The sequence below is a fragment of the Caldicellulosiruptor sp. F32 genome (assembly GCF_000404025.1).
Classification (GTDB): Bacteria; Bacillota; Thermoanaerobacteria; order Caldicellulosiruptorales; family Caldicellulosiruptoraceae; genus Caldicellulosiruptor; species Caldicellulosiruptor saccharolyticus.
On record NZ_APGP01000113.1, the window covers coordinates 18,567 to 44,636 of the forward strand.

25 protein-coding genes and 1 riboswitch are annotated in these 26,070 nt (G+C 37.5%); of the genes, 2 read left to right on the forward strand and 23 right to left on the reverse strand.

Annotated features, from left to right (window positions below; all coding sequences use genetic code 11):
- Nucleotides 1-14: 14 nt before the first annotated feature.
- The 9 genes from H964_RS10120 to H964_RS10160 form a co-directional block, all read right to left on the reverse strand.
- Nucleotides 15-1,178: a molybdopterin molybdotransferase MoeA gene (locus H964_RS10120; RefSeq protein WP_011916536.1), complete on the reverse strand. Its 1,164-nt coding sequence runs from the start codon at nucleotides 1,176-1,178 to the stop codon at nucleotides 15-17.
- On the reverse strand, nucleotides 1,175-2,389 hold the full coding sequence (locus tag H964_RS10125) for a molybdopterin molybdotransferase MoeA (RefSeq protein WP_011916535.1): 1,215 nt from the start codon (nucleotides 2,387-2,389) through the stop codon (nucleotides 1,175-1,177). The genes H964_RS10120 and H964_RS10125 overlap by 4 nt, the downstream gene beginning before the upstream one ends.
- A 6-nt stretch (nucleotides 2,390-2,395) precedes the next feature.
- Nucleotides 2,396-2,971, reverse strand: a complete 576-nt coding sequence (locus H964_RS10130; RefSeq protein ID WP_011916534.1) for an ATP-binding cassette domain-containing protein — start codon at nucleotides 2,969-2,971, stop codon at nucleotides 2,396-2,398.
- Entirely contained in the window at nucleotides 2,964-3,596 is a 633-nt protein-coding gene (locus H964_RS10135; RefSeq protein ID WP_011916533.1) for an ABC transporter permease, read from the reverse strand. The genes H964_RS10130 and H964_RS10135 overlap by 8 nt, the downstream gene beginning before the upstream one ends.
- 19 nt (nucleotides 3,597-3,615) lie before the next feature.
- Nucleotides 3,616-4,431, reverse strand: a complete 816-nt coding sequence (locus tag H964_RS10140) for an extracellular solute-binding protein (protein ID WP_011916532.1) — start codon at nucleotides 4,429-4,431, stop codon at nucleotides 3,616-3,618.
- An 82-nt stretch (nucleotides 4,432-4,513) separates the two neighbouring features.
- Nucleotides 4,514-4,648, reverse strand: a riboswitch (molybdenum cofactor riboswitch).
- Entirely contained in the window at nucleotides 4,643-5,323 is a 681-nt protein-coding gene (locus H964_RS10145; protein ID WP_011916531.1) for a HesA/MoeB/ThiF family protein, read from the reverse strand. It overlaps the preceding riboswitch by 6 nt.
- Nucleotides 5,324-5,329: 6 nt before the next feature.
- Entirely contained in the window at nucleotides 5,330-5,560 is a 231-nt protein-coding gene (locus H964_RS10150) for a MoaD/ThiS family protein (protein ID WP_011916530.1), read from the reverse strand.
- A complete protein-coding gene (locus H964_RS10155) occupies nucleotides 5,535-7,295 on the reverse strand; it encodes an aldehyde ferredoxin oxidoreductase N-terminal domain-containing protein (RefSeq protein WP_039767314.1) in 1,761 nt (586 codons plus the stop codon). Before H964_RS10155 ends, H964_RS10150 begins: the two co-directional genes overlap by 26 nt.
- Nucleotide 7,296: 1 nt before the next feature.
- Nucleotides 7,297-7,707, reverse strand: a complete 411-nt coding sequence (locus H964_RS10160; RefSeq protein WP_011916528.1) for a 4Fe-4S binding protein — start codon at nucleotides 7,705-7,707, stop codon at nucleotides 7,297-7,299.
- Nucleotides 7,708-7,975: 268 nt separating this feature from the next.
- Between H964_RS10160 and H964_RS10165 the strand changes: the two genes are divergently transcribed.
- On the forward strand, nucleotides 7,976-8,725 hold the full coding sequence (locus H964_RS10165; RefSeq protein WP_039767317.1) for a fumarylacetoacetate hydrolase family protein: 750 nt from the start codon (nucleotides 7,976-7,978) through the stop codon (nucleotides 8,723-8,725).
- A gap of 72 nt (nucleotides 8,726-8,797) precedes the next feature.
- On the opposite strand, the gene H964_RS10170 is transcribed toward H964_RS10165, so the two are convergent.
- The 3 genes from H964_RS10170 to H964_RS10180 form a co-directional block, all read right to left on the reverse strand.
- On the reverse strand, nucleotides 8,798-9,193 hold the full coding sequence (locus H964_RS10170; RefSeq protein ID WP_011916526.1) for a hypothetical protein: 396 nt from the start codon (nucleotides 9,191-9,193) through the stop codon (nucleotides 8,798-8,800).
- An 87-nt stretch (nucleotides 9,194-9,280) separates the two neighbouring features.
- Complete coding sequence (locus H964_RS10175) at nucleotides 9,281-9,853, reverse strand: BofC C-terminal domain-containing protein (protein WP_039767320.1); 573 nt, start codon at nucleotides 9,851-9,853, stop codon at nucleotides 9,281-9,283.
- Between the two features lie 73 nt (nucleotides 9,854-9,926).
- Nucleotides 9,927-10,655: a YebC/PmpR family DNA-binding transcriptional regulator gene (locus tag H964_RS10180; protein WP_011916524.1), complete on the reverse strand. Its 729-nt coding sequence runs from the start codon at nucleotides 10,653-10,655 to the stop codon at nucleotides 9,927-9,929.
- Nucleotides 10,656-10,789: 134 nt separating this feature from the next.
- Here H964_RS10180 and H964_RS10185 point away from each other — a divergent pair, with 134 nt between their 5' ends.
- Nucleotides 10,790-12,277, forward strand: a complete 1,488-nt coding sequence (locus H964_RS10185) for an oligosaccharide flippase family protein (RefSeq protein WP_039767323.1) — start codon at nucleotides 10,790-10,792, stop codon at nucleotides 12,275-12,277.
- On the opposite strand, the gene H964_RS10190 is transcribed toward H964_RS10185, so the two are convergent.
- From H964_RS10190 to rpoB, 11 genes are all read right to left on the reverse strand, one after another.
- Entirely contained in the window at nucleotides 12,248-12,934 is a 687-nt protein-coding gene (locus H964_RS10190) for a hypothetical protein (protein WP_011916522.1), read from the reverse strand. The genes H964_RS10185 and H964_RS10190 overlap by 30 nt on opposite strands.
- On the reverse strand, nucleotides 12,900-13,520 hold the full coding sequence (locus tag H964_RS10195; RefSeq protein ID WP_011916521.1) for a YigZ family protein: 621 nt from the start codon (nucleotides 13,518-13,520) through the stop codon (nucleotides 12,900-12,902). Before H964_RS10195 ends, H964_RS10190 begins: the two co-directional genes overlap by 35 nt.
- 166 nt (nucleotides 13,521-13,686) lie before the next feature.
- Nucleotides 13,687-14,109, reverse strand: coding sequence for an NUDIX hydrolase (locus H964_RS10200; protein ID WP_011916520.1), 423 nt, complete (start codon nucleotides 14,107-14,109; stop codon nucleotides 13,687-13,689).
- 96 nt (nucleotides 14,110-14,205) lie between these two features.
- The gene (gene hflX / locus H964_RS10205) at nucleotides 14,206-15,735 is read right to left on the reverse strand and encodes a GTPase HflX (RefSeq protein ID WP_039767340.1); all 1,530 of its coding nucleotides are present in this window, start codon (nucleotides 15,733-15,735) and stop codon (nucleotides 14,206-14,208) included.
- A gap of 143 nt (nucleotides 15,736-15,878) precedes the next feature.
- Nucleotides 15,879-17,081 carry an elongation factor Tu gene (gene tuf / locus H964_RS10210; protein WP_039767326.1) on the reverse strand — a complete coding sequence of 401 codons (1,203 nt, stop codon included), beginning with the start codon at nucleotides 17,079-17,081 and terminating at the stop codon, nucleotides 15,879-15,881.
- Nucleotides 17,082-17,164: 83 nt separating this feature from the next.
- Entirely contained in the window at nucleotides 17,165-19,240 is a 2,076-nt protein-coding gene (fusA, locus tag H964_RS10215; RefSeq protein WP_039767328.1) for an elongation factor G, read from the reverse strand.
- Nucleotides 19,241-19,272: 32 nt separating this feature from the next.
- Nucleotides 19,273-19,746, reverse strand: coding sequence for a 30S ribosomal protein S7 (gene rpsG / locus H964_RS10220; protein ID WP_011916516.1), 474 nt, complete (start codon nucleotides 19,744-19,746; stop codon nucleotides 19,273-19,275).
- Nucleotides 19,747-19,817: 71 nt separating this feature from the next.
- A complete protein-coding gene (gene rpsL / locus H964_RS10225) occupies nucleotides 19,818-20,255 on the reverse strand; it encodes a 30S ribosomal protein S12 (protein WP_039767332.1) in 438 nt (145 codons plus the stop codon).
- Nucleotides 20,256-20,280: 25 nt separating this feature from the next.
- A complete protein-coding gene (locus H964_RS10230; protein ID WP_011916514.1) occupies nucleotides 20,281-20,532 on the reverse strand; it encodes a L7Ae/L30e/S12e/Gadd45 family ribosomal protein in 252 nt (83 codons plus the stop codon).
- A 165-nt stretch (nucleotides 20,533-20,697) separates the two neighbouring features.
- Nucleotides 20,698-24,189 (reverse strand): DNA-directed RNA polymerase subunit beta', encoded by a 3,492-nt coding sequence (rpoC, locus tag H964_RS10235; RefSeq protein WP_039767334.1) that lies wholly within the window; start codon nucleotides 24,187-24,189, stop codon nucleotides 20,698-20,700.
- A gap of 27 nt (nucleotides 24,190-24,216) precedes the next feature.
- A partial coding sequence (gene rpoB, locus H964_RS10240; RefSeq protein ID WP_039767342.1) for a DNA-directed RNA polymerase subunit beta occupies nucleotides 24,217-26,070 on the reverse strand: 1,854 nt, incomplete at its 5' end.

The window sequence follows — 26,070 nt, forward strand, 5'->3', positions numbered from 1 at the left end:
ACTATCACCTTTTTCTAAATCAATTTAACCTCTATCAAGCTTCCCTCTTCAATTAAATCTACATTAATTGGAACTGTGACATATCCATCTGCTCTCTTTAAACTTGATATTACACTTGCTCCTCTTTTTAAAACTTTGGCTACATTCTTACCATCTATATTTTTAATACTAACTCTCACATACTCTTCAGAGCCTATATCAGATGAGAGTCTTCTCTCAAGTGTGGCAAATATACTTTTTTCTTTTGGATTTAAATTGTATGTTTTGAAAAATGGCCTTAAGAATATCTCTCTTAAAACAAAAAACATTGAAACAGGAAAGCCGGGAAGTCCTATCACAAGCTTATTTTCTACCTTTCCTATAATTGTTGGCTTGCCGGGTTTTATGGCTATGCCGTGGACAAGTACCTCTCCTAAAGCTGATATAGCCTCGACTGTTAAGTCTTTATCACCCTTAGACGATCCAGCATTTACAAAGACTATATCAAATTCTTGTAAAAGTTCTTTTATCTTTTCTGTAAGTTTTTTTAAATTGTTTTCTACAGGCTTAAAAATTCCAACTTCGAAACCATATCTTTGAAGTAAATCATTGAATATGACAGAATTGAACTCAACAAGTTGTCCTTCTTTTTCAACTATGTCAACAAGCTCCTCACCTGTTGGCAAAAAAGCAACCTTTGGCATTTTGTAAACCTCAACTTCAAGATAGCCACCAGCTTTTAAATACACCTTGTCAAAAATGGTTAAAAGATCTCCTTTTTTAATAAGTAACTGCTCCTTTTGTACATCCTCACCTTTTGAACGTACATTCTGTCGTGGATAATAACTTTGGAAAATCTTTATCCTTCCATTTTCTACTTGTGCCTCTTCAAATGGCACGACAGCATCAAAACCCTCAATGCTTTCTCCTGTTTGAACAACTTTAAAGTTTTCAATTATTGCAGGATTGGCATCTGTAGTATTAAAAGTTTGCTCCGCATTTATTGCATAACCATCCATTGCAGCAACATCTGTAGGAGGCGATGTATTGAGTGAAAGATAGTCTTTCGCTGCAAATTTACCATGTGCTTTGTATACTGAAATGGTCTCTGTCTTGAGGCTCAAATATTCTTTTAATATTTTCTCAATTATATTTCTTGCATCTTGTGGAAGCGTAGCTGAAAAGTGATAATCCTTCATAGCAATGTCACCTCAACAATATCGCCTGCCTTAATCCCTGTTTTTGTACTATCTACTCTGATATAACCTGAGGCGTTATTCAATAGATTTATCGAACCGGATTTTCCGTACAGCGGTTCGGCAATAATTTCATCAGAGTATATAAGCTTCACAAATACAAATTCTGTTCTTCCACTTGAGATTGCAAAGTTTGTCTTCATTTTTGCTAAGACTTTTTTTGATGTATCCTGCTGATGAAGTAAAATGTCAATCAGCTTTTTGACAAAGAACCTAAATATAAAAAGGCAAGAAACAGGGTGGCCTGGAAGCCCAAATATAGCTTTGTCAAAAGCCTTTGCAATTATTGTTGGTTTCCCCGGCTTTATCGAAACTCCATCAACAAGAATTTTTGAATTCTCTAAGCTTGAAATAGCTTTCAGTGTGTTATCATATGTCCCAACAGAACTTCCGCCAGATACCAGCACAATGTCGTTTTCTAAAATGGCTTGTAGTAACACATCTTTCAAAGCATTATAATCATCTTTCACAATTCCATACAATTTAGGTACTGTGTACTCTTCAATGCAAGAAGCATAAAGTGTATATGAGTTTACATCATAAATCTTAGCTCCTTCAAGATTCTGGTCTTGTGAGACTATCTCATCACCTGTTGAAATGATTCCAACTTTGAGCTTTGAGAAAACCTCAACCTCTTTTTGACCTATTGCTGCCAAAACACCAATTTGAGGCGCTTTTAATTTTTGATACTTTTTAATAACAACACAGCCTTTCTTTATATCCTCACCTTTTTTAAGTATGTTCTCATTTGGCTTTACTGGTCGAAAGACAAAAAGCTTCCCATCTTCTTCAATGGTATTTTCAAGCATGACCACGGCATTGCTGCCATCTGGCACATGACCACCTGTAAAAATCCTCGCCGCCTGACCTTCACCAATCTCAAATGTTGGAATCTCCCCTGTCTTTACCTCACCAACCAAATCAAAGATGGCAGGGTTTTCATCGTTTGCCGAAAATGTCTTCTCACACCTTATTGCATATCCATCAACAGTTGACTTGTCAAAGTGTGGAACGTCTATACTTGATATAATGTCCTTTGCACAAATCCTATCCAAGGCCTCTTGGATGGGAATGGTCTCAGTTTTGAAGCTAACGTTTGAAAATTCCCTTCGCAAAATGTTAAACACTTCAAAGTAAGTCATTAAAACCTTCATAGTTAATCACCTTTTCTCTATTATTTGATTATCTTCAAAGTATACCAGCTTTGAGCAAGCCACCATCTGTGAGTTGTGTGTCACCATAATTATACATCTATTTTGTGCATCTTTTTCTACCTTTTCAAAAATAAAATTTCTTACTGAACTGTCAAGGTACGAATCTGGTTCATCTAAAAAGAGAACGTCTGACTCAATATAAAATGCTCTTAAAAAAGCAACAAGCTGTTTTTGCCCAAGTGAAAGTGAGTTTATATTCGCATATGGGTCTATTGCAAACATTTTTAATACCTTTTCAGCATCTTTAAATCTTTGCTGCCTTAAACTCAAAGAAAGGTTATACGCTACACTTCCTTTGAAAAAATATGGCTGCTGGGATAGCATAACTTTTTTGTTAAATGTATTCTTAATCATTCCCTTAAAATCTCTGTCTTTGCCAAAAAGCATTCTCAAAAATGTTGTTTTTCCACATCCATTTGGTCCTCTTATAATGTATAAGCCTTTATTATCAAACTTTAAGTTTTTACACCTAAACAAAAACCTGTCTCCAAAATACTTCTCAACCTCTTTTACCTCAATCAACTATATCACCCTGCAATATCTGCAAAATGGTATTAAATGCAAATGATATAATGAGTAAAACCATACCCAGCAAAAGCGCCATTGAAAATTCCCCTTTTGTAACTTCATAGATAATAGCTGTTGTCAGAATACGAGTCTCTCCCTCTATATTTCCCCCAACAATCAAAACAGCTCCTACCTCGGAAATTGAACGCGAAAGCCCAAGGATGGTTGCATAAACCAGCTCTTTTGAATACTCTTTTATAAGTGCAATGTATCTCTTTTTGCCTTCTACATTTAAGTAGTCTAAGTTGTCCAAAACTAATTGCACATTTTTAAGGCCTGACAATGTATAGAGTACAACTATTGGCACAATCAAAATTACCTGGGCAATAATCATTGCCCACTTGGTAAAAAGTATATCTAAAAACCCCAGTGGACCTTTTTTTGAGAGAATAATATATACCAAAAGTCCTGCTAAAACTGGTGGAAGACCAGAGAGAGTATATACCAACCTCAACACAAATTTTCGGCCTTTAAACCTTTTTATCTTCAAGAAGTATCCAATTGGAACACCTATTATAATCGAAACAATCGTTGATGGAATACAGACAATCAGGGTTGAGACAACAACATTTGCAAGCATTGAGTTTACCTCTGCCTTTTTATTTTACTGCTCTGTAAACCTCTTTTTTGAAATATTTTTGATTAAAAGAATTAACAAGCTTCTTGAACTCATCGCTTTTTAAAAAAGTGTCAAATAGGCTCAAGTCTGGTTTTTTGGGTGAAAAGGCAAAGTAATATGTGTTTGCTAATATTTCTTCCTTGGGATTTTGATATATAACATCCAGTTTATCAAGTTTGTCTTTCATTTTATAAAATGTTGCCTCATCAGTTAAAATAAAAGCCTCCTTTTCATTTGCAAGATTTAAACTCATCCCCATCCCCTGACCTGACTTTATATAGCCTTTAAAATTTGGCTTTGTTTTTGCCAGTTTCCATATCTCAAGCTCTCTAATATACGTTGCAGAATTGTCAGCCCGGGACACAAATTTTAAATTTTTATTTTTTATTATCAAAAATGCCGCCTCAATAGATTTTACCTTCTTGAATAAATTCTTTTTGCTTTTTGGACCCACAAGTATAAAGTAGTTTGAAACAAAAGGAGTATACTTCTGGATAAGCTTTTGTTTTCTGAGATCATCCAAAAAAGATTTTTCATGGATGATTATTCCATCAGCATCTCCATTTTTGAATATCTTCACAGCCTGACCACTGCCAACAGAGATAAAATTAAGTTTCATATTATTCTTTTTTTCAAACTCAGGAACAACAAAACTTAAAAATCCACTGTCATATATACTTGTAGTTGTTGCTATTTTATATGTTTTAACAGGTTTTGAAAAAGAATACAGTGAGAAAGTAGAGACAAAAGTTAAAAGAATGCATACTAAAACAACTTTAAATATAACTTTTTTCATCTTTTAACACTCCTTTTTTTTAACATAGTCACTCTTTTGAAACAAAAAAGGATACTCCCCCGCTTTGAACAAACTCGGAAAGAGTATCCTTTAAATCTTTCCTTTCCAAAGCGGGAGGCGCAGTGGTTTCCCAAACCTGCACCCTATCGGCCAAAGCACCATGAAGAGGGAAAAACCCCTCTTTTTAGGTTGCAATGGCTCGGAAAGATTTTCAAAATTCAAAATTTCTATATTCATTTGTCAAAAGGTTTACAATCAAACACTTACCAACAAGCGGTTCTCCCTGCTTTGAGACCAGTTTACAAAACTCAGAAAGCTCAAGTGCTGCTGTTAACATTGGTGCAAAAATTGGATTGCCAAGATCTTTTTCAGCACCCTCAACATTTTTCTCTCCTAAAAGTTTTTCTATTCCAGGTGTGTCTTTTGTGATGATGGCAATCTGTGCATACCAGCCAGCACACCCGCCGTGGATTAAAATCTTGCCTGTCTGTTGTACAAACTTAGATAAACTTTTTCTTATCTCCATGTTGTCTGTTGCATCAAATATATAATCTGCCTCAAGTAAAAAGATTTCAAGGTTTTCTAAATATGCCTTTTCTTTTATGGGTTCAAAATACACATTAGGGTTTATCTCTTTTACCCTCTTTTCAGCTTCAAAGACTTTGTATTTGCCTAAGTTGTTAATATTTGATAACACCTGTCTGTTGAGGTTTGTTTCATCAAATGTATCCATGTCAACTGCTATAATCTTCTTTACCCCAAGTCTTGCCAAACCTTCAATCAAAAACCCGCCTATGCCACCGACACCAACAACAGCAACCACTGTTGCAAAAAGCCTTTTTTGTCCTTCTTCAGTTAAGGCACCAATATTTTTTAAGAATCTTTTTTGCATAAAACTTTATCCTCCAGTTGCAAATGGAGTAATATACACACTATCATTGTCTGAAAAAATATAAGTATTGTCAACTTTTTTTTGGTTTACAATAACAAATCCAACTTTGTCAGCTGGAATATTAAGCTTCTGAAGAAGGGTTAAAACATCTGTGTTCTTTTCTATCTCAAGCTCAAACTTGCCAACTCTGCTGCCATACCTTTTGAAAAAATCATTTACCTCTACTCCAATTTTCATATTCTCTTTCCACCCTTTCAATATACATCTTCAAAAGCCTGTTTAACCTCTCCTCGTTCATCTTTCCCCAAAGAGTTGGTGTTTCAAAAATTCTCTTTGGGAATTTGTAATTTTCAAGTGAATAGCCAAGTTCCTTTTTAATCTTTAGTTTCGTAAAAAAGATGTCATTGCCAAGGCGGGTCAGGTCTTCGTTCGTCCAATTAATACCTACTGAATTTAGAGCTTTCAAAATTGTTGCTCTGTCATATACCTTCCTTGCAAAAAGGCAGATGCAAAGTGAAGTCAAAACAGCCCTTTCTTTTTCCTCGTTTATTAGATAATCTATTATATCCTCATCATTTAGTTCTTTCGCACTTTGGTCATATGCATACCCTGCATTATCTAAGTGCGAATGCCTTGCACCAACAGTCTGACCAAGAGCAAACGCATAGCCTGTGTGATATCCTGCCATCTCATTGCCACCATACATAAGTGCAAACTCTTCTCCACCGTATTTTTTCACAGCTTCTTTCAAACCTTTGCCAATTGTGTAGTAAAACTCGTTGCTTCTATCTGCAATATTATCAATTGCTTTAACATACTCCATGGTGTTGCCAAACTCAAGGTCTGCAAGAGTGTCTTCTCTTGTAATAAGACCTTTTTTGAGTGCCTCTGTTGCCCATGCCAAAACAACACCGGTTGAAATTGCATCAAGCCCTGCAAGTTCAACCTCTTCTATAATCTGCAAAACCTCATCTGTTGTCTTTATTCCAAGAAGGCTTCCCAAAGCATAAATCAGCTCATGGTCGTATGATACTGCTATTGACTCATATTCATATCCTTTGTCAAACTCGCGCCTGAACTGTCCTATATGAATACATCCAATTGGACAGCCGACACATGAAACCTTTCTTATTAGATTCTTTTCTGCAAAAGTCTCCCCAGATATGTCATCTGCATGCTCAAAATTGGACTGCAAAAGGTTCTTTGTTGGCAGTGAATTTATAGCGTTTAAAACCTTGATGTTCATCGGAGTTCCAAGCTCATGGTATTTTGCCATGGCGTCTGTTTGTGTGACCTTTTTGTAAATCTCTTGGTATGTCTTGAAATATTCTTTCAAATTGGAAATTGACAGGTCTTCTTCGCCCATTATCATCATTGCTTTTAAATTCTTACTTCCAAAGACTGCTCCAATTCCAAGCCTTCCGAAATGTCTATAAGTATCTACATTTACACACGAATATGTCACAAGATTTTCTCCTGCTTTTCCAATTCTTATGATACTTCTTTTACCAGGGCCTGGCTCTCTTTCTCTTATCAGTCTTCCGACCTCTTCAACATCAAGCCCCCACATAGCTCGCGCATCTTTAAATTCTATAGTTTTGTCTGTTATAACGAGATATGTCGGCTTTTGGGCTTTTCCAGTTATGACAATTGCGTCATACCCTGCATTTCTGATTGCCATGGCAAGTCTTCCACCTGCATGGCTCTCACCATACTCACCTGTGTGAGGTGAGATAAACGTCGCAACAGCTTTTGTCACAACAGGAAATATTGTTGAAAGCGGACCAATTGAGATAATAAGTGGTTGCTGCTGATCAAGTGGCGGAAGGTCTTTTTTCATGTTCTCTTCAAGTAGCTTTGCAGCAACTCCGACTCCACCTAAGTATTTATACAAGTCCTTTCTTTCTTGGATATCTGCTTTTTTGTTTGTAAGGTCTATATATAGAACCCTTATAAAATCTGTCCCTATCATTTTACTCGCTCACCTCTTCCATACTCAAGCAATTATGAGGACACATTCTAACACATGCTCCACAATGCTTGCAAACTATAGGAATTTTCCTATCGTAGTCCATGTGAATAGAACCTACAATACAAGCCGAAACACATTTTTCACAGGCAATGCACTTTTCTTCTATTAGCCTTACGCCTCCACCCGGACGCTTAACTAAAGCATTTGTTGGACAAGCCTCTGCACAGGCAGGTTCTTTGCAAGCAACACATATTGTTGCTGCAAACTTGCTCTGAAGTCCTCCCCTTGTCTTTACTTTTATAGAGCTTTTTGCCAAGTTATGATTGTTATGATTCACAGCTGCACATGTAAGCATGCATGTAAAACATCCAAGGCATTTGTTCATATTGTCAGCCCGAAGAACCTTTGGCAATTAAATCACCACCTATTAATAAAATGAATTGATTAATTATCACACTGTTTATTCTCAAATAGGCAGTATATAGCTATTTATACCCACATGGACTCCAAACTAAACAGTTCAGCTTGTATTTGTTTATTTTTTAACAATCTTATTATACCACTTGATATGAAAGTTTACAATATGTCTTCTTGCAATTTAAAATTTGTATTCTGAAGACCCATGTTATATAATTTTAACTAAAATGTCGTTATTCAATAGTAGGAGGCGACAAGTATAAATGAAACTTGGAAGATTTTTTTATGCAAATAAGACATTTTTCGGACTTGCGGAAGATGATATGGTAAGAGTTGTAAAAAGTATAGACCCACTGACTGTAAGCAATGAAACTTATCCAAAAGAAGCCTTGAAAATTTTATCTCCTGTAAAACCCTCAAAAGTCATTTGTGTGGGACTCAACTATAAAGACCATGCAAATGAGCTAAAACTTGAAATCCCTCAAACTCCTGTTCTTTTTCTAAAACCCCCAACATGCGTAATCGGACACATGGAAAGTATCATATACCCAGAGCATATGAGCAAACAGGTAGATTACGAAGGTGAGCTTGCAATAGTTATTAAAAAGGAGTGTCGAAATGTCACACCTGACGAAGCAAAAAAATACATATTGGGCTATACCTGTGCAAATGATGTCACTGCAAGAGACCTGCAACCCAAAAATGGACAATGGTCAGTTGCAAAATCATTTGACACATTCTTGCCACTTGGCCCTATCATAACAGATGAGATTGATCCAAATAATAGTAGAATTAAAACATACCTTAATGGAAAAGTGGTACAAAGCTCAAATACCAACAATTTTATATTCAATGTAGAAACTCTTGTAAGCTATATAAGCTCAATAATGACATTAAAACCATTCGATGTGATTATAACTGGCACTCCTTCAGGAATTGGACCAATGAAAAGAGGTGATATTATTGAAGTTGAAATTGAAGGAATAGGAAGGCTTACCAATTATGTTGAATAAAAAGCATGAAGGGCTGCATAATTAACTTTGCAGCCCCTGAAATCTTAAAAAAATTTGCAACCTTTTTTAGTTTTAGACTGCATTGTGAACAAATGCAACTATCTTTCGGCATGGAATGTCAACTATTGAACCAAGACCACAAAATCTTCTTGGTCGATGATAACAACAGTATCTTTGTCTTCTATGGTGTTCATCATAATCTCTGTCTCTGTCTCTTCCTTCGTCGTAGTCTCTGTACATAAAATCTCTGTACATAAATGGGTCATCTGGTGCTGTTCCAATTGTGACAATGAGTCTTATAAACCTTGGTGTAACTAAAGCCAACACACCTGTAAATCCTTGACCGCTCTCGCCGCCACTTTCAGTAAATACGGTAACTGTCTCTCCTAAGTATCTTCTCATGTGCTCACAAATGTCATGACAGTGGTGCTCGTGGTCCTCATACCTTAAATCCATTTCTTCTGACATATCATCTTACCCCCCATAATTCATATTATGTCACCTTTCACTAACATAATATGAATTATGGGTAAACTATGTTACACAAAATATATTTTAGCTTCCAAAGTCCTCAACAATCTTTATTGCATCTTCAAATGAGTTTACAACTATGCCCTTTTTCAAATCCTCAACCTCTTTTTCTGGTAAATCGTCTATGCTTATTGGAGTTACCAATTTAAGATTGTCACCATCAATAGGCTGAGAATAAAAAATCGCTACCCTGTCATCTTTGATTGAAATTATAAAGTGATTAGAGCAATAACCTTCAAACGTTCTACTGATTACTACATATTTAGAGTTAAACGCATCTATTTCCCAGCCACTAAAAAGGCTTTTAAAGTCCTCCTTGGTCATGTTGACAAATTCCTTAGAGATATTGGACTTCTCTTCAATAATGTGCCCACAGCCTTTAAAATATTTTCTCACAACTAAAATTGTGTCCTCATTTATTCTCTGTGGAAAACTGTCTTTTATATATGCAATTTCAGTAATGTTCTTTCCTTTTAACTGCTGCTTTGATTTTATCTTGCTTTTTTCTATGGTTATAGTAAATCCTACCACAAATGATATTAGAAATAAGAAAATTATAATAGCAGTGAGAACGGCAGTCCTAAAATAGAGCTTCATATAACTTAGCCTCCATTAAGATGGACTTTTTTACTATTATTCCCTGCCAATCTCACTGCTATACATAAAAAATTTATTCTTCCTCTTCCCAGTTATGATACACTTCTTTCACATCGTCATTGTCCTCAAGCATGTCAATCAGTCTTCTCATCTTTTGTGCATCTTCTTCAGAAAGTCTCACAGTTGTTTGAGGGATCATCTCTATCTGAGCTCTTATAAATGTAAATCCTTCCTTTTCTAAGCCTTCTCTGACCTTTGAAAAGTCCTCCGGAGTGGTTATTATTTCATACACATCCTCTTCTGAAGCAAAATCCTCAGCACCGTACTCTAAAGCCTTTTCCATTACAAAGTCTTCATCTGGAAAGTTTTCTTTCTCTATTACTATTACACCTTTTCTGTTGAACATCCAAGAAACGCATCCAGTCTGACCCAAATTACCGCCATTTTTGTCAAATATATGCCTGATTTCGCCTGCTGTTCTATTCCTGTTATTTGTCATAGCTTCAACAATTACAGCAACACCGCCTGGTCCATAGCCTTCATATGTAATGTCTTCGTAGCCTGTTGTGTCAATCTCACCAGCTGCTCTTTTTATAAACCCCATTATCTTATCCATAGGCATATTGTTAGCCTTTGCCTTGGCAATTACATCTCTCAGTTTCGGATTTGTCTCAGGGTCGGGCCCATACATCTTTGCAACCACCATTAATTCTCTTCCTAACTTTGAGAAAATCTTTCCTTTCTGAGCATCTGTTTTCTCCTTTTTGTGCCTGATATTTGCCCATTTCGAGTGTCCAGACATCCGTTTTCCCCCTACCTTAAATGCTCATGTATTTTCATTATGGAATTATAAATTCAATTTAGGGTTAATGTCAAATGGAATTTATTCATACATATTAATATTGAACATTAATATAGCATAAAAATTAAGAGATAATGAATAAGAAGATTATAAACCAAATTCTCACACTCACGCTGTGCAACATCTTAACATACAGCTTATTTTTCTTTTATAGAGTTTTTATTTCAAGACAAATTGGGTCTGTTGGTATGGGTCTTTATACATTTGGCATGACCTTATATTATCTATTTTATAACATCTCAAGTGGTGGAATTTTGACAGCAATATCAAAGTATATAGCTGAAACCTCTGATTTGCCTGAAATAAAAATAAAAACCGCTTTTGTAATGAGCAGAATTATATTTTTGTGGAGCATTGTAATTGCAATTTTCTTTTCACTTTTAAACCCCATATTTTGTAATACCATATTTAACACACCTATACTCCAAAAAACTATATATCCTCTTATCATTTGTACAGTAGTTGTCTCACAATCAGCAATCCTAAAAGGCTTTTTTTATGGAATCCAAAATCCTGCTCCACCTGCTCTTGCTGAAGTGTTTGAAAATATCATGAGGCTTTCAATTATATGTCCCCTTTTTTTAAGTCTTGACAAAAGTGCTTCATTTGAAACAAAACTTTTACTTACCTTTCTTGGAATACTTTTGGGTGAGATTTCGAGCTGTGGTTTTCTCATAGCAGCATATAAGATTAAATGTTCAAAAAACAGACTTAAGATTGATATAAACGAACTTGCTGAGATACCTTCTAAGATATTCAAAATCTCTATTCCTTTAGCAACAATAGGCGTACTTGGAATGATATTTCAATCGCTTGAAAATATGATTATACCAAAACTCTTTGAGTTAATTGGTATGAAAAGTACTCAAGCTATTTCAGTGTATGGAATTATAAATGGGATGAGCTTTCCTGCTGCGTTACTACCTCTTGTGATAATCAATTCACTTTCGACTATAATAATCCCTACAATTTCTGAGATAAAGATGTATAACAAAACCTTAAACTCACGAATAAACTATTTTATCCTCGCAACGTTGATAGTCTCTCTGCCAATCACCTGCATATTTTTGCTCTACCCAGTGGAGATTTGCCAGTTACTTTACAAAAATCAATTAGCTGGAGTTTACTTAAAACACATCTCCCCAGCAATAGTGTTTTACTATCTTTCTGTTACACTTTCAAGTATATTAAATGCCCTTGGGGAAGTAATTTTTAATTTTGTCCAAAATACCATTTTGACAATTATTCGTCTTGTACTTTATGTACTCCTCATATTAGTTATCAAAAATGAGTTGCCATATATCTGGATTACAAATATCTTTGCTCTAATTTCCTGTATTGTAATGATAGAGAAGATTTCAAACTTAAAATTTAAATTCACTATTGAAAAAGGTACAATCAATACTCTTCTTTTGCTGATGTGTTTCTGTTTGTTTATCATGATTGTACTTCTTTATTTTCGTATTACAAATATAAAGATATTCATACCATTATTCTTAAGCGGGTATGCATTTTTTGTTTTTGTTACTATGCTATATCAAAAATGGCGTAAGAAAAATTGAAGGTACGTATACATAAAACAATGCCTGAGCTGTAACCACCACGAACAGAATTAAAAATGCTTTTGCTTTTGATATACCAAACCCTTTTGAAAAAGCCTCATAAAGAGATACCAAAAATGACATTTCACTTACTTTGAAAACTACAAAATTCAGCGGTAAAAATGACAATACAATTCCTGCTAAGAATACATAACATGGAATTAAATACGAAACGGTAAGTGTTGTTGCAATCTGCGAAAGATTTGTTCTTTTCTTTGTTAATATTGATGATACAACAAACAAAACTATACTCATAATAAAAAGTCTCAAGATTTCTACAGAGAAAAGGTTTATTACAAGTTTTGCCAACCTCAAATCTTCTATATCAGATTTTATTCTATCTGTGAAGAAAATCAGACCAGATTCATGTGGCAACATTTCATTCCCACTTCGAATCTGGATATATACATACAATGAAAATAAAATCAAATAAATTAAAAATACTATTATTCCCACAATAAAATTATTGATAAGAGAAATGTCTTTGATAAAATGCAAAGGATTCAAGATAATATTTTTGTATATATTTTCTTTTCTGCTCACAGAAATATCACATCCTTTTGTTTGAAGTTTTTCTAATCTTCTAAATTGCTTCAAGAAATAGCCCTTTTCTCTCAACCAAAAAATTGCCTGCTGTCACATCAGAAATATTTTTGATGAGGCTCTCCACATCCTCTACTCTTACTAAAACAATGATGTCTACCACCTGCGAATACTCTATTCCCAATATCTTAGCATTAGTCTTCTCTATCAACCACCTGATCTTCTCAAAATTCGGATAGTCTAAAGTGACAATTATCTTCTCACATTCATGATACTCTAAAATCCCCGCTTTTTCAATAGAAGCCGCAGCAGCTTGTGTATATGCTCTTACTAAACCAGATGCACCAAGAAGTATACCACCAAAATAGCGTGTCACAACAACAAGTACATTAGAAAGTCCATTTTTTCTTATAACCTCCATTACAGGTAGACCTGCTGTGCCCTGTGGTTCTCCATCGTCTGAACATTTCTGGATTGGATACTCAATACCATATGTATAGGCATAAACGTTATGAGTTGCATCATAAAACTCCTTTCGGACTTCATTCAAAAAATAATCCACCTCATGCTGATTTTCTACTCTAAATGCAGAGGCAATAAACCTTGACCTTTTTTCTACAATTTCTGTTCGTGCATTTTGTTTTATAGTCTTGTAGCCCATCTTTGTATCATTTCTCCTTTTTGTAAGAGTGTTATAAATATGATATATTTATGGTAATTGTAATTTCTTAGTAAAAACCAAAACATTGAAGCAAAAGGGCTGTCACTTTTTATAAAAAGGACAGCCCTTACCCTGAATTTCTCCGAATTATATTATAAACATCAATTTAAATATTCACAAGCTGCTTATATTGTTCATACGCATAGGATGCCAAAGCCTTGTCTTGGCTATAAGTAATCTTCTGGATAGCCTCTTCAATATCAAAATACCCAGCGTCAAACACGTTTTCATCTTTATTCTCTTTCAAGAACTCTGGGGACTTTGCCTCCATGATATACCACACAATTTTGTTGCACACTGGCTTCTGACGTGTTACTGAATAGAACTCATAACTTGTCTGACCTGCTGTTGAGAGAATTGTCGCATCAATTCCAACCTCTTCTTTTACTCGTCTTACTGCTACCTCTGGTGCAATCTCACCATTTCTAATAACACCTTTTGGGAAGACCCACTCACCTTTCTCGTTCTTCATAATAAAAATCTTCCCTTGGTAGAATACAACCCCACCTGCACAATTTCTAATCAGCACTACGGACAACCCCTTTCTTTTATTTTAATAAAAATTTCCCCCCTACTTTAATAATACCCTCTTTATTCACCATATTCAACAAATTTCATTATATGATTAAATTCTCTCAACAATCATATCAAGCAGATTATCAATACCCCTGCCATCCTGAGCACAGATAAAAACATGAGGTACATTGTCAAAAACATCCACAGTTGAAAGGTCCACCTTATCTATCTTGTTGTAAACCCTTATTAGAGGGATATTTTCTGCTCCAAGGTGTTTTAGCAAATTCTCAGATACCTTTATGTGGTCATAATAATACGGGTCAGATATATCTACAACGTTCAGTATAAGGTTTGAATACTTGACTTCTTCCAACGTTGAGGAAAATGCTTCAACAAGATGATGTGGCAAGTTTCTTATAAACCCAACAGTATCAGTGAGCAAAAATTCTTTGCCTTTGTGGTACACTCTTCTTGTAGTAGTATCAAGTGTCGCAAATAGTTTATCTTCTACCAGAACATCTGCCTTTGAGATTCTATTCATGAGAGTAGACTTCCCTGCGTTTGTGTAACCAATTATTGACACCACCGGCACCTGGTTTTCTATTCTGCTTTTTCTCTGTACTTCCCTGCTTTTTTTTACTTTTTCAAGCTCTTTTTTTATCTCTTCAATTCTGCGCTGGATATGCCTCCTGTCAATTTCAAGCTTGGTCTCACCAGGCCCTCTTGTTCCGATTCCACCACCAAGTCTTGAAAGCAGCACCCCAGTCCCACGCAGGCGCGGAAGCAGAGTCAAAAGCTGTGCAAGTTCTACCTGAAGTTTCCCTTCTCTGGTCCTTGCACGTCTTGCAAATATGTCAAGTATCACATCAGTTCTATCTATCACTTTTCTTAAAAGCAGCTCTTCTAAGTTTTTTATCTGAGCAGGTGAAAGTTCTCTGTTAAATATCACAACATCTATATCTTTTTGTTGACATATTGAAAATATCTCTTCTGCCTTACCCTTTCCTATAAAATACGCAGGATCTATATTCCTTCTTACTTGCACTACCTTGTCAACAACTTTAACCCCTGCTGTCTTGCATAAGCTCTCAAGTTCTTCTAAAAGGTGCCTGTCAAGTTCAGATGAACTTTTTGGCCACACATCAACAAGCAGAGCCTTTTCTTCTTTTTCGACCAAAATCTCGTGAATTTTTTCTCTTTCCTTCTGTTTTTCATCAACTTCTGAAATCTTCGACGAAATATCAAGATTGTAAAAGTACTCTATTTTATGCGGTCCAATAATTTCAACCTCTTTCAGTTGGCTACCCCAAAAAGCTATGCTAGCTTCCTCAGTTTTTAGCGAGATTGTCATTACATAGTCATACTTTTTCATTATGAGTATGGAAAGGTCAAGTATTGAAGGATGTGATGCAGAAGATAACCTTGTAAAGATCAATGCTGCCTTTTTAGGGAAAGAATCTTGGTTTTCAAGCTCTGCAAATTCTTTCTTTTCTATTAGAACCTCTTCAATTCTGCCTTTTCTGTTTAGAGCAATTGCTATTTCCTTATTGAGGTTCAGTGAAAATTCTTTCAGTGTGTTGTATACAAACTCATCAATCATATATTCTTCTGTCTGATGGAATTTAAGTTTTTGAATCATATTGTGATAATACTCTTTTATTCGTGCCATACAGTTTGTTAAAACACCTCCTTATTAGTAACTTTACCTTGGATAAAATCTTTTAGTCAAAAAAAGCCCAAACCTAAGAGACTTTTTCTTCACCTTAGGCTTGGGCTTTTTTATTATTCAATTATTGTTGTAACAGAGCCTGCACCAACTGTTCTTCCGCCTTCGCGGATAGCAAATCTGAGTCCTGACTCAATAGCAATTGGAGAGATAAGCTCAACTGTCATTTCAACATTGTCACCAGGCATACACATTTCAACACCCTCAGGCAGGGTAATGGTTCCTGTAACGTCTGTTGTCCTGAAATAGAACTGTGGTCTGTAACCATTGAAGAATGGTGTATGTCTTCCACCCTCTTCTTTTGTCAATACGTAAACCTGTGCTTTGAATTTAGTGTGAGGTTTAATTGTGCCTGGCTTTGCAAGAACTTGACCTCTTTCAACCTCATTCTTCTGAATACCTCTGAGAAGGCATCCAACGTTGTCACCTGCCACTGCTTCGTCAAGCACCTTTCTGAACATCTCAATACCTGTTACAACTGTCTTTCTTGGCTCTGGAGCAAATCCAACAATCTCAACCTCTTCACCTGTTTTGAGTGTTCCTCTTTCAACTCTACCTGTAACAACTGTACCTCTACCTGTAATTGAGAACACGTCTTCAATTGGCATCAAGAATGGTTTGTCAACGTCTCTTTGTGGAGTTGGAATGTACTTATCTACTACATCCATGAGCTCTAAAATACATTGATACTCTGGTGCATTTGGATCCTGTGATGGTGACTCCAAAGCCTTCAAAGCTGAACCCTTTACAATTGGCACCTCGTCACCTGGATAACCATACTTTGAAAGAAGCTCTCTTACTTCCATCTCAACAAGCTCAATCAATTCTGGGTCATCTACCATATCTACCTTGTTGAGGAATACAACGATGTATGGAACGTTAACCTGTCTTGCAAGCAAAATATGTTCTCTTGTCTGTGGCATTGGACCGTCCGCTGCAGAAACAACCAAGATAGCACCGTCCATCTGTGCAGCACCTGTTATCATGTTTTTAACGTAGTCAGCATGTCCTGGACAGTCAACATGCGCATAGTGTCTTGCATCTGTCTCATACTCAACGTGAGCTGTGTTGATTGTAATACCTCTTTCTCTTTCTTCTGGTGCCTTGTCAATCTGGTCATAAGCCATGAATTGAGCCTTATCCTTGAGAGCTAAAACCTTTGTGATTGCAGCTGTCAATGTTGTCTTACCATGGTCAACGTGCCCAATTGTACCTATGTTTACGTGTTGTTTTGTTCTTTCAAATTTAGCCTTTGCCATCCTAATTTTATCCTCCTTCACGATAATATTTTATTTATGTGAATTTTTAAAATTGCAACCGCAGTTTAAGATTATTTTAACACTTATTTATTCTTCATTTCAAGAATCTTATCAGCAATATTCTTTGGAACTTCTTCATAGTGATCAAACTGCATGGTATACGTGCCGCGACCTTGGGTCTTGGACCTCAGATCAGTTGCATATCCAAACATCTCAGCAAGTGGCACATAAGCACGAATAACCTGAGCATTTCCTCTCAGTTCCATACCTTCAATTCTACCTCTTCTTGCGTTTATATCACCCATTACATCACCCATATACTCTTCAGGTACAACAACCTCAACCTTCATTATAGGCTCTAACAGTACTGGCTCTGCCTTTTTCATACCTTCTCTGAAGGCTTGAGCTGCTGCAATCCTGAACGCCATGTCACTCGAGTCGACCTCGTGGTATGAACCGTCAAACAGAGTTACTCTAACATCCACAACTGGGTATCCTGCCAACACACCAGATTGCATAGCTTCTTGAACACCTGCGTCAACAGATGGTATGAACTCTTTTGGTATCACACCGCCGACAATCTTATTGACAAACTCATACCCTGCTCCTCTTTCAAGCGGTTCAAGCTCAAGCCAAACGTGACCGTATTGACCCCTACCACCAGATTGCCTAATGTACTTGCCTTCAACCTTGACAGATTTCTTGATTGTCTCTTTGTAAGCAACCTGAGGTTTACCTACATTGACCTCTACCTTGAACTCTCTTCTCATTCTGTCAACAATAATCTCTAAGTGCAACTCTCCCATACCTGCAATGAGTGTTTGCCCTGTTTCATGGTTTGTTGATACCTTAAATGTTGGGTCTTCTTCTGCAAGTCTCTGAAGCGCAATACCCATCTTCTCCTGGTCAGCTTTGGTCTTTGGTTCAATAGCAACCTGTATAACAGGTTCTGGAAACTCCATAGACTCTAAGACAATTGGATGATTTTCATCACAGAGCGTGTCACCTGTTGTAGTATTAGAAAGACCTATCGCTGCACAGATATCACCGGCATATACTGCATCAACGTCCTCTCTGTGGTTTGCATGCATGTGTAAAAGTCTTCCAACTCTTTCTTTCTTATTCTTTGTTGAGTTATAAACATACGACCCTGCATGAAGAACACCTGAGTAAACTCTCAAGAATGTCAGTTTACCAACATATGGGTCAGACATAATCTTAAATGCCAATGCACAAAACGGCTCATCTTCACTTGTCTTTCTTTCAATCTCTTCACCAGTATCAGGTGAAAATCCTTTTACTGCCGCAATGTCAACCGGTGATGGCAGATAGTCAACAACTGCATCCAAAAGTGGTTGAACACCCTTATTTCTATAAGATGAACCACAAAGCACAGGTGTCATTTGCATATTGATTGTTGCCTTTCTTATTGCGGCTTTAAGTTCTTCAACTGTAATTTCTTCACCCTCTAAATACTTCATCATAATCTCTTCGTCTGTCTCAGCAACAGCTTCTAAAAGCTTGATTCTATATTCCTCAGCAATGTCTTTTACCTCATCTGGTATCTCTGTTTCCTGTGCAACCTTTCCCAAGTCATCTACATATATAATAGCCTTCATTGTAAGAAGGTCAACAATACCTCTGAAAGTATCCTCTTTCCCAATTGGAACCTGGATTGCAACAGGGTTTGCACCAAGTCTTTCTTTCATCATTTCAATAACATTGAAAAAGTTAGCACCCATTATGTCCATTTTGTTGACATAGGCTATCCTTGGAACACGGTACTTATCTGCCTGTCTCCACACAGTCTCTGACTGAGGCTCAACGCCGCCCTTGGCACAAAATACAGCAATAGCACCGTCAAGCACGCGCAAAGACCTTTCTACCTCAACAGTGAAGTCCACATGTCCTGGTGTGTCAATGATGTTTATCCTGTGCCCTCGCCACTCACAAGTTGTAGCAGCTGAGGTTATAGTAATTCCTCTCTCTTGCTCTTGTTCCATCCAGTCCATTGTGGCTGTACCTTCATGGACTTCGCCCATCTTATGGGCCTTACCAGTGTAGAAAAGGATTCTTTCTGTTGTTGTTGTTTTTCCCGCATCTATATGAGCCATAATACCAATATTTCTTGTTTTTTCAAGCGGAAACTGCCTGGGCAATTTCTTCTGTCCTCCTTGTTAAGAAAGTAGTATTACCATCTATAATGTGCAAATGCTCTATTTGCTTCTGCCATTCTATGTGTATCTTCTTTCTTCTTAACTGCACCGCCTGTGTTGTTTGCTGCATCCATAATCTCTGCTGCCAGTTTTTCTTTCATCGTTCTTTTATCTTTTCTTTCTCTTGCATACTCAACAAGCCATCTAATACCAAGCGAAAGTCTTCTATCAGGTGAAACTTCAATTGGAATCTGGTATGTTGCACCACCAACTCTTCTTGGTCTTACTTCCAACACTGGCATCACATTGTTAAGTGCTGCTTCTAAAACTTCAAGTGGATCTTTACCAGTCTTTTCTCTTACTATATCAAATGCACCATATACTATTTTTTGTGCAATGGACTTTTTCCCATCATACATCACTTTGTTTATAAGCTTTGCTACAACCTTATCATTGTAGACCGGATCTGGCAATATCTCTCTTTTCTTAACTGGCCCCTTTCTTGGCAACTCTACCCCTCCTTTTTAAAAACTCTATTACTTCTTTCACCTCACATTATTTTACGCCACTTTAAGCCACCTTATTTCTTTGCAGCGCCTGCTGCCTGTTGTTTTGGCCTTTTTGCCCCGTATTTAGAGCGGCCCTGTCTTCTGTTAGCAACACCAGCACAGTCCAGTGTACCTCTTACAATATGGTACCTGACACCTGGTAAGTCTTTGATTCTTCCACCTCTTACCAACACAACAGAGTGCTCTTGCAAGTTATGGCCAATACCAGGAATGTAAGCTGTCACTTCAACACCATTTGTAAGTCTGACTCTCGCTACCTTTCTCAAAGCAGAGTTTGGCTTTTTAGGTGTAACAGTCTTAACAACTGTGCAAACTCCTCTTCTTTGTGGGCAGCTTATGTCGTAGTATTTCTTTTTTAGTGAATTAAAACCCTTTTGGAGTGCTGGTGCTTTTGACTTTTCAACCTTCTTCTCTCGTCCGAATCTTACAAGCTGGTTTATTGTCGGCATCTGTACACCTCCTTGTTAAAAAATCTTATTCAATTATTGCGGCAGATGATGCTGCCACACTTATACCACAAATCTTGCCAAGTTCCTTTTTAGAATCAACAAAGACAAGTTTTATACCCTTTTGTTTGCACATATCTATAATATCCCTCACTACCCATTCGTCGCTATCTTTTGCAACAAAAACTACCTTGGCTTTCCCTTTCTGGATAGCTTGGGCAGTTTGGCGCGCTCCTACAGTCTTAGGAGAAGTTTTTAAAGCTTCTATGTCTGATGACAAATTCACTTCCTCCCCTTTTCATATGGAAGGTGTAAAATTACACTCAAATATAATAACACTCAAATGATTTTATGTCAAGAAAGTTTAAAACAAGGTTTTTTTGAAGTTTCACAAGGGGCATGCCTTAAGCTTTCTTTTTAAGACATACCCCTTTTAAAAATCTCTTTATGCTTTCTCTTCCACTATAATATTTCTATACTTTGCCATACCTGTCCCAGCTGGAATAAGCTTACCTATAATGACATTCTCTTTAAGACCAATCAGTGGGTCAACCTTACCTTTAATTGCTGCATCTGTCAGAACTCTTGTAGTCTCTTGGAAAGACGCAGCCGACAAGAACGATTCTGTAGAGAGTGCTGCTTTTGTTATACCAAGAAGCACCCTTCTTCCAAGCGCAGGACGTTTGCCTTCTGCTATCGCTCTGTCGTTTTCTTCTTCAAACCTGTATATCTCTACAATGTCGCCTGGCAAAAGTTCTGTATCTCCTGGGTCTTCTATCTTGACCTTCTTCATCATCTGCCTGATTATTATCTCTATATGCTTGTCGTTTATATCAACACCCTGCATTTTGTAAACCTTCTGAACCTCAGCCAAAAGGTAGCTTTGAACACCTCTTGGACCTTTTATCCTCAAAAGATCATGTGGATTGATCGAACCTTCTGTTAGCTCATCCCCTGCTTTGACATAGTCTCCATCATTTACTTTTAATCGCGCTCCGTAAGGTACTTCGTACGTCCTCTCCTCACCATTGTCATTTCGAACAGTGATTGTCCTCTTCTTGTCCTCCTTGATAGAGACATACCCTTCTATCTCAGAAATTATTGCAACGCCCTTAGGTTTTCTTGCCTCAAATAGCTCTTCAACCCTTGGAAGTCCCTGTGTAATGTCCTGTCCTGCAATACCGCCTGTGTGAAATGTTCTCATTGTAAGCTGGGTTCCTGGCTCACCTATTGCCTGTGCTGCGATTATACCAACTGCTTCACCTACGTTTACTGGCTGACCTGTGCCAAGGTCAAGTCCATAACATTTTGCACATACTCCATATCTTGTTTTGCATTCAAGTACTGACCTGACATACACGCTCTTTATATCAGCATCTACTATTTTCTGTGCTATCTCTTCTGTGATAAGTTCATTTCTCTTTACTATGACCTCACCAGTTTGCGGATGCAGAATGTCAGCTGCAGCATATCTTCCTATGACCCTTTCTTCAAGCGTTTCAATAATTTCTGTGCCATCCCTAATCTCTTCTACCCAAATACCTTTATCTGTACCACAATCCTCTTCTCGAACAATTATATCCTGAGCAACATCAACAAGCCTTCTTGTCAAATAACCTGAGTCTGCAGTTCTCAATGCTGTGTCTGCCAAACCTTTTCTTGCACCGTGTGTTGAGATAAAGAACTCTATTACGTTTAAGCCCTCTCTAAAGTTTGACTTTATAGGCATCTCTATTGTCTTTCCAGACGGGTTTGCCATAAGTCCACGCATACCTGCAAGCTGTGATATCTGATTTTTTGAACCTCGTGCACCTGAGTTTGCCATCATGAATATTGGGTTAAACTCATCGAGATTTCGGATAAGTTCTTCGGTAAGTTTGTCTTTTATCTCGTTCCATATACTGATAACTTGTTCATATCTTTCCTCGTCTGAAATCAAACCATGTCTGTATAGTTTTTCAACATTCTCAACCTTTTGTTCTGCCTCTGCTATGAGTTTTTGCTTGACTCCTGGAATTACCATGTCCGAAACTGAGATTGTAATTGCTCCTCTTGTGGAAAATCTAAATCCAAGTTCTTTTATCTCATCTAATATCTCTGCTGTTCGAGTGTTTCCGTGAACTTTTATACACCTGTCAATGATTTTTCCAAGCATCTTCTTGTCAACGAGAGTGTCTATTTCATACTTCACCAAGTTTTCCTTTTTGCTCCTATCAACAAAACCTAAATCCTGTGGTATTACCTGATTTAGTATAATTTTACCTGGTGTTGTCTCAACAATACCTGAGATTACTTCTCCATCCTTTTCAATAGTCCTTTTCACCTTAATCTTTGCATGAAGTCCAACAACCTTGTGTTCATATGCAAGTAGTGCCTCATCCTCTGAGGAGAACATCATCCCCTCGCCCTTATCTCCTTTTTTCTCAAGCGTCAAATAATAGATTCCCAAAACCATATCCTGCGTTGGAACTACAATAGGCTTTCCATCAGCAGGTTTAAGTAAATTATTCGCAGAGAGCATCAAAAACCTTGCCTCAGCTTGTGCCTCTGCAGAAAGTGGAACATGTACTGCCATCTGGTCACCGTCAAAGTCTGCATTGTATGCTGTACATACAAGAGGATGAAGCCTTATAGCTCTTCCTTCAACAAGAACTGGTTCAAATGCCTGAATTCCAAGTCTGTGCAAGGTTGGAGCTCTGTTTAACAAAACTGGATGGTCTTTTATGACCTCTTCTAATATGTCCCATACCTCACTTCTTTGTCTTTCGACTGCTTTTTTAGCATTTTTTATATTGTTACATATTCCCTTTTCAACAAGTTTTTTCATTACGAATGGCTTGAAAAGCTCAAGTGCCATTTCTTTTGGAAGACCACACTGATAAATCTTTAGCTCAGGTCCAACAACTATAACAGAACGACCTGAATAGTCAACACGTTTTCCTAAAAGATTCTGTCTGAACCTTCCCTGTTTGCCTTTTAGCATATCAGAGAGTGACTTCAAAGGCCTGTTTCCAGGACCTGTTACAGGTCTTCCACGCCTACCATTGTCAATAAGTGCATCAACTGCTTCTTGTAACATTCTCTTTTCGTTTCTGATAATTATGTCAGGTGCGCCTAACTCCATTAACTTTTTCAAACGGTTGTTCCTATTTATAACTCTTCTGTACAGATCATTCAAATCAGATGTTGCAAATCTCCCTCCATCGAGCTGGACCATTGGACGAAGTTCAGGTGGGATAACAGGTATTACATCTAATATCATCCACTCAGGTCTGTTTCCTGATTTTCTGAATGCCTCGACAACTTCAAGCCTTTTTATTATTTTTAGCTTCTTTTGACCTGTTGCTGTCTCAAGCTCTTGTCGTAGCTCTTGAGAAAGCTTGTCTAAATCTATCTCTTTCAAAAGCTCTTTTATAGCCTCTGCTCCCATTCCAGCCCTGAATCTGTCGCCATACTTTTCTTTTAGCTCCCTGTATTCCTTTTCAGATAGTATTTGTTTTTTCTCTAAGTTTGGCACATCGCCGGGGTCAATGACAACATATGCCGCAAAGTATAAAACCTTTTCCAAGTTTCTTGGGGTCATATCAAGTATAAGACCCATGCGGCTTGGAACACCTTTGAAATACCAGATGTGAGAAACAGGGGCAGCAAGTTCAATGTGCCCCATTCTCTCACGTCTTACCTTTGATTTTGTCACCTCAACACCGCATTTGTCACAAACAACACCTTTGTATTTTACCTTTTTGTATTTTCCACAATGACACTCCCAGTCTTTTGTCGGACCAAAGATTTTTTCACAAAAAAGTCCATCCTTTTCTGGCTTTAATGTTCTATAGTTTATAGTCTCAGGTTTTTTGACCTCTCCGCGTGACCACTCTCTAATCTTTTCTGGAGAAGCAAGGCTAATCTTTATGGCATCAAAATTGAACAAATCCATCTGCCTTACACCCACCTTTTTGAGGTTTTACTCATCGATATCGTCATCTGCACTCTCATCTTGTTCTTGGCTTGCATCCATTAAATCTTCATAGAATTTCTCTTTATCATCATCTTCTTCGCCATTCTCAACTTCCTCAAGTCCTCGCTCAAATGCACCAAGACCTTGTGGCTGTTCGTCTTCATCTATAGACTCTTTAAGTTCAATCTCTTTATTATCTTCTGACAGGAGTTTTACATCAAGGCACAAGCTCTGAAGCTCTTTCACCAAAACCTTGAATGATTCAGGAATACCCGGTTCTGGAATATTCTCTCCTTTTACAATTGCCTCATAAGTCTTTACTCTACCTGTCACATCGTCAGATTTAACAGTCAAAAGCTCTTGCAGCGTATACGCAGCACCATATGCCTCAAGTGCCCAAACCTCCATCTCACCAAATCTCTGGCCACCAAACTGAGCTTTACCACCAAGCGGCTGTTGTGTAACAAGCGAATATGGTCCGGTTGAGCGTGCGTGAATCTTATCATCAACAAGATGAACAAGCTTTAACATATACATGTATCCTACAGTGACTTCATTATCAAATGGTTCGCCTGTTCTGCCATCATATAGGATAGTCTTTCCATTTGGTGAAAGTCCTGCAAGATTCAATGCTTCTTCAATGTCTTCCTCTTTTGCACCGTCAAATACAGGTGTTGCAACTTTCCAGCCAAGCGCCTTTGCTGCATATCCCAAGTGTGTCTCCAAAATCTGACCAATGTTCATACGTGACGGCACACCTAATGGGTTTAACACTATATCAACCGGAGTACCATCTGGTAAAAATGGCATATCTTCAACAGGTAAAATCCTTGAAATAACCCCTTTGTTTCCGTGTCTTCCTGCCATCTTGTCGCCAACTGAAATCTTTCTCTTCTGTGCAACATATACTCTTACAAGCTGGTTTACACCAGGCGGCAGCTCGTCGCCTTTGTCACGTGAGAATACTTTTACATCAACAACTATTCCACCCTCACCGTGAGGTACTCTCAAGGATGTATCTCTTGTCTCTCTTGCCTTTTCACCAAAGATAGCACGAAGAAGTCTTTCCTCAGCAGTGAGTTCTGTCTCACCTTTTGGTGTGACCTTACCTACAAGAATGTCTCCACTTTTCACTTCTGCACCAATTCTGATAATTCCTCTTTCATCTAAGTCTTTTATTGCATCCTCACCAATATTTGGTATATCCCTTGTAATCTCTTCTGGTCCCAGCTTTGTGTCTCTTGCTTCACACTCGTATTCCTCTATATGAATGGATGTGTATACATCCTCTTTTACAAGTCTTTCAGAAATCAATATAGCATCTTCATAGTTATAACCTTCCCATGGCATGAACGCAACAAGGACATTTTTACCAAGTGCAAGCTCGCCATGGTCGGTTGATGGACCGTCTGCTATAACCTCTCCTGTTTTTACTTCTTGACCTTTTCTTACAATTGGTCGCTGGTTGAAACATGTGCCTTGGTTTGTCCTCTTAAATTTCAAAAGATGGTATACGTCCTTTGTACCATCATGATTCTGGATGACAATTTCATCAGCAGATACTTTTTCAACAATACCATCTTTTTTGGCAAGTACACAAACACCAGAGTCTACTGCAGCTCTGTACTCAACACCTGTTCCAATAATTGGAGCTTCTGTAGTCAAAAGTGGTACCGCCTGACGTTGCATATTAGAACCCATAAGCGCACGGTTTGCATCGTCGTTCTCTAAAAATGGTATCAATGACGTAGAAACTGAAACAATCTGTTTTGGCGATATATCAACAAGGTCTACCTCATGCTTGTCAACCTCAATGATATCTTCACCAAATCTCACAGTAATTCTTTGGTTTATAAACCT

Coding starts and splice junctions, on each gene's coding strand:
- H964_RS10165 (WP_039767317.1), top strand. CDS start 7,976: ATGAAACTTGGAAGATTTTTTTATGCAAATAAGACATTTTTCGGACTT.
- H964_RS10120 (WP_011916536.1), bottom strand. CDS start 1,178: ATGAAGGATTATCACTTTTCAGCTACGCTTCCACAAGATGCAAGAAAT.
- H964_RS10175 (WP_039767320.1), bottom strand. CDS start 9,853: ATGAAGCTCTATTTTAGGACTGCCGTTCTCACTGCTATTATAATTTTC.
- tuf (WP_039767326.1), bottom strand. CDS start 17,081: ATGGCAAAGGCTAAATTTGAAAGAACAAAACAACACGTAAACATAGGT.
- H964_RS10155 (WP_039767314.1), bottom strand. CDS start 7,295: ATGATAGGGACAGATTTTATAAGGGTTCTATATATAGACCTTACAAAC.
- H964_RS10170 (WP_011916526.1), bottom strand. CDS start 9,193: ATGTCAGAAGAAATGGATTTAAGGTATGAGGACCACGAGCACCACTGT.
- H964_RS10150 (WP_011916530.1), bottom strand. CDS start 5,560: ATGAAAATTGGAGTAGAGGTAAATGATTTTTTCAAAAGGTATGGCAGC.
- H964_RS10145 (WP_011916531.1), bottom strand. CDS start 5,323: ATGCAAAAAAGATTCTTAAAAAATATTGGTGCCTTAACTGAAGAAGGA.
- H964_RS10195 (WP_011916521.1), bottom strand. CDS start 13,520: ATGGGCTACAAGACTATAAAACAAAATGCACGAACAGAAATTGTAGAA.
- H964_RS10180 (WP_011916524.1), bottom strand. CDS start 10,655: ATGTCTGGACACTCGAAATGGGCAAATATCAGGCACAAAAAGGAGAAA.
- H964_RS10185 (WP_039767323.1), top strand. CDS start 10,790: ATGAATAAGAAGATTATAAACCAAATTCTCACACTCACGCTGTGCAAC.
- rpoC (WP_039767334.1), bottom strand. CDS start 24,189: ATGGATTTGTTCAATTTTGATGCCATAAAGATTAGCCTTGCTTCTCCA.
- rpsL (WP_039767332.1), bottom strand. CDS start 20,255: ATGCCGACAATAAACCAGCTTGTAAGATTCGGACGAGAGAAGAAGGTT.
- hflX (WP_039767340.1), bottom strand. CDS start 15,735: ATGATTCAAAAACTTAAATTCCATCAGACAGAAGAATATATGATTGAT.
- H964_RS10140 (WP_011916532.1), bottom strand. CDS start 4,431: ATGAAAAAAGTTATATTTAAAGTTGTTTTAGTATGCATTCTTTTAACT.
- H964_RS10135 (WP_011916533.1), bottom strand. CDS start 3,596: ATGCTTGCAAATGTTGTTGTCTCAACCCTGATTGTCTGTATTCCATCA.
- H964_RS10125 (WP_011916535.1), bottom strand. CDS start 2,389: ATGAAGGTTTTAATGACTTACTTTGAAGTGTTTAACATTTTGCGAAGG.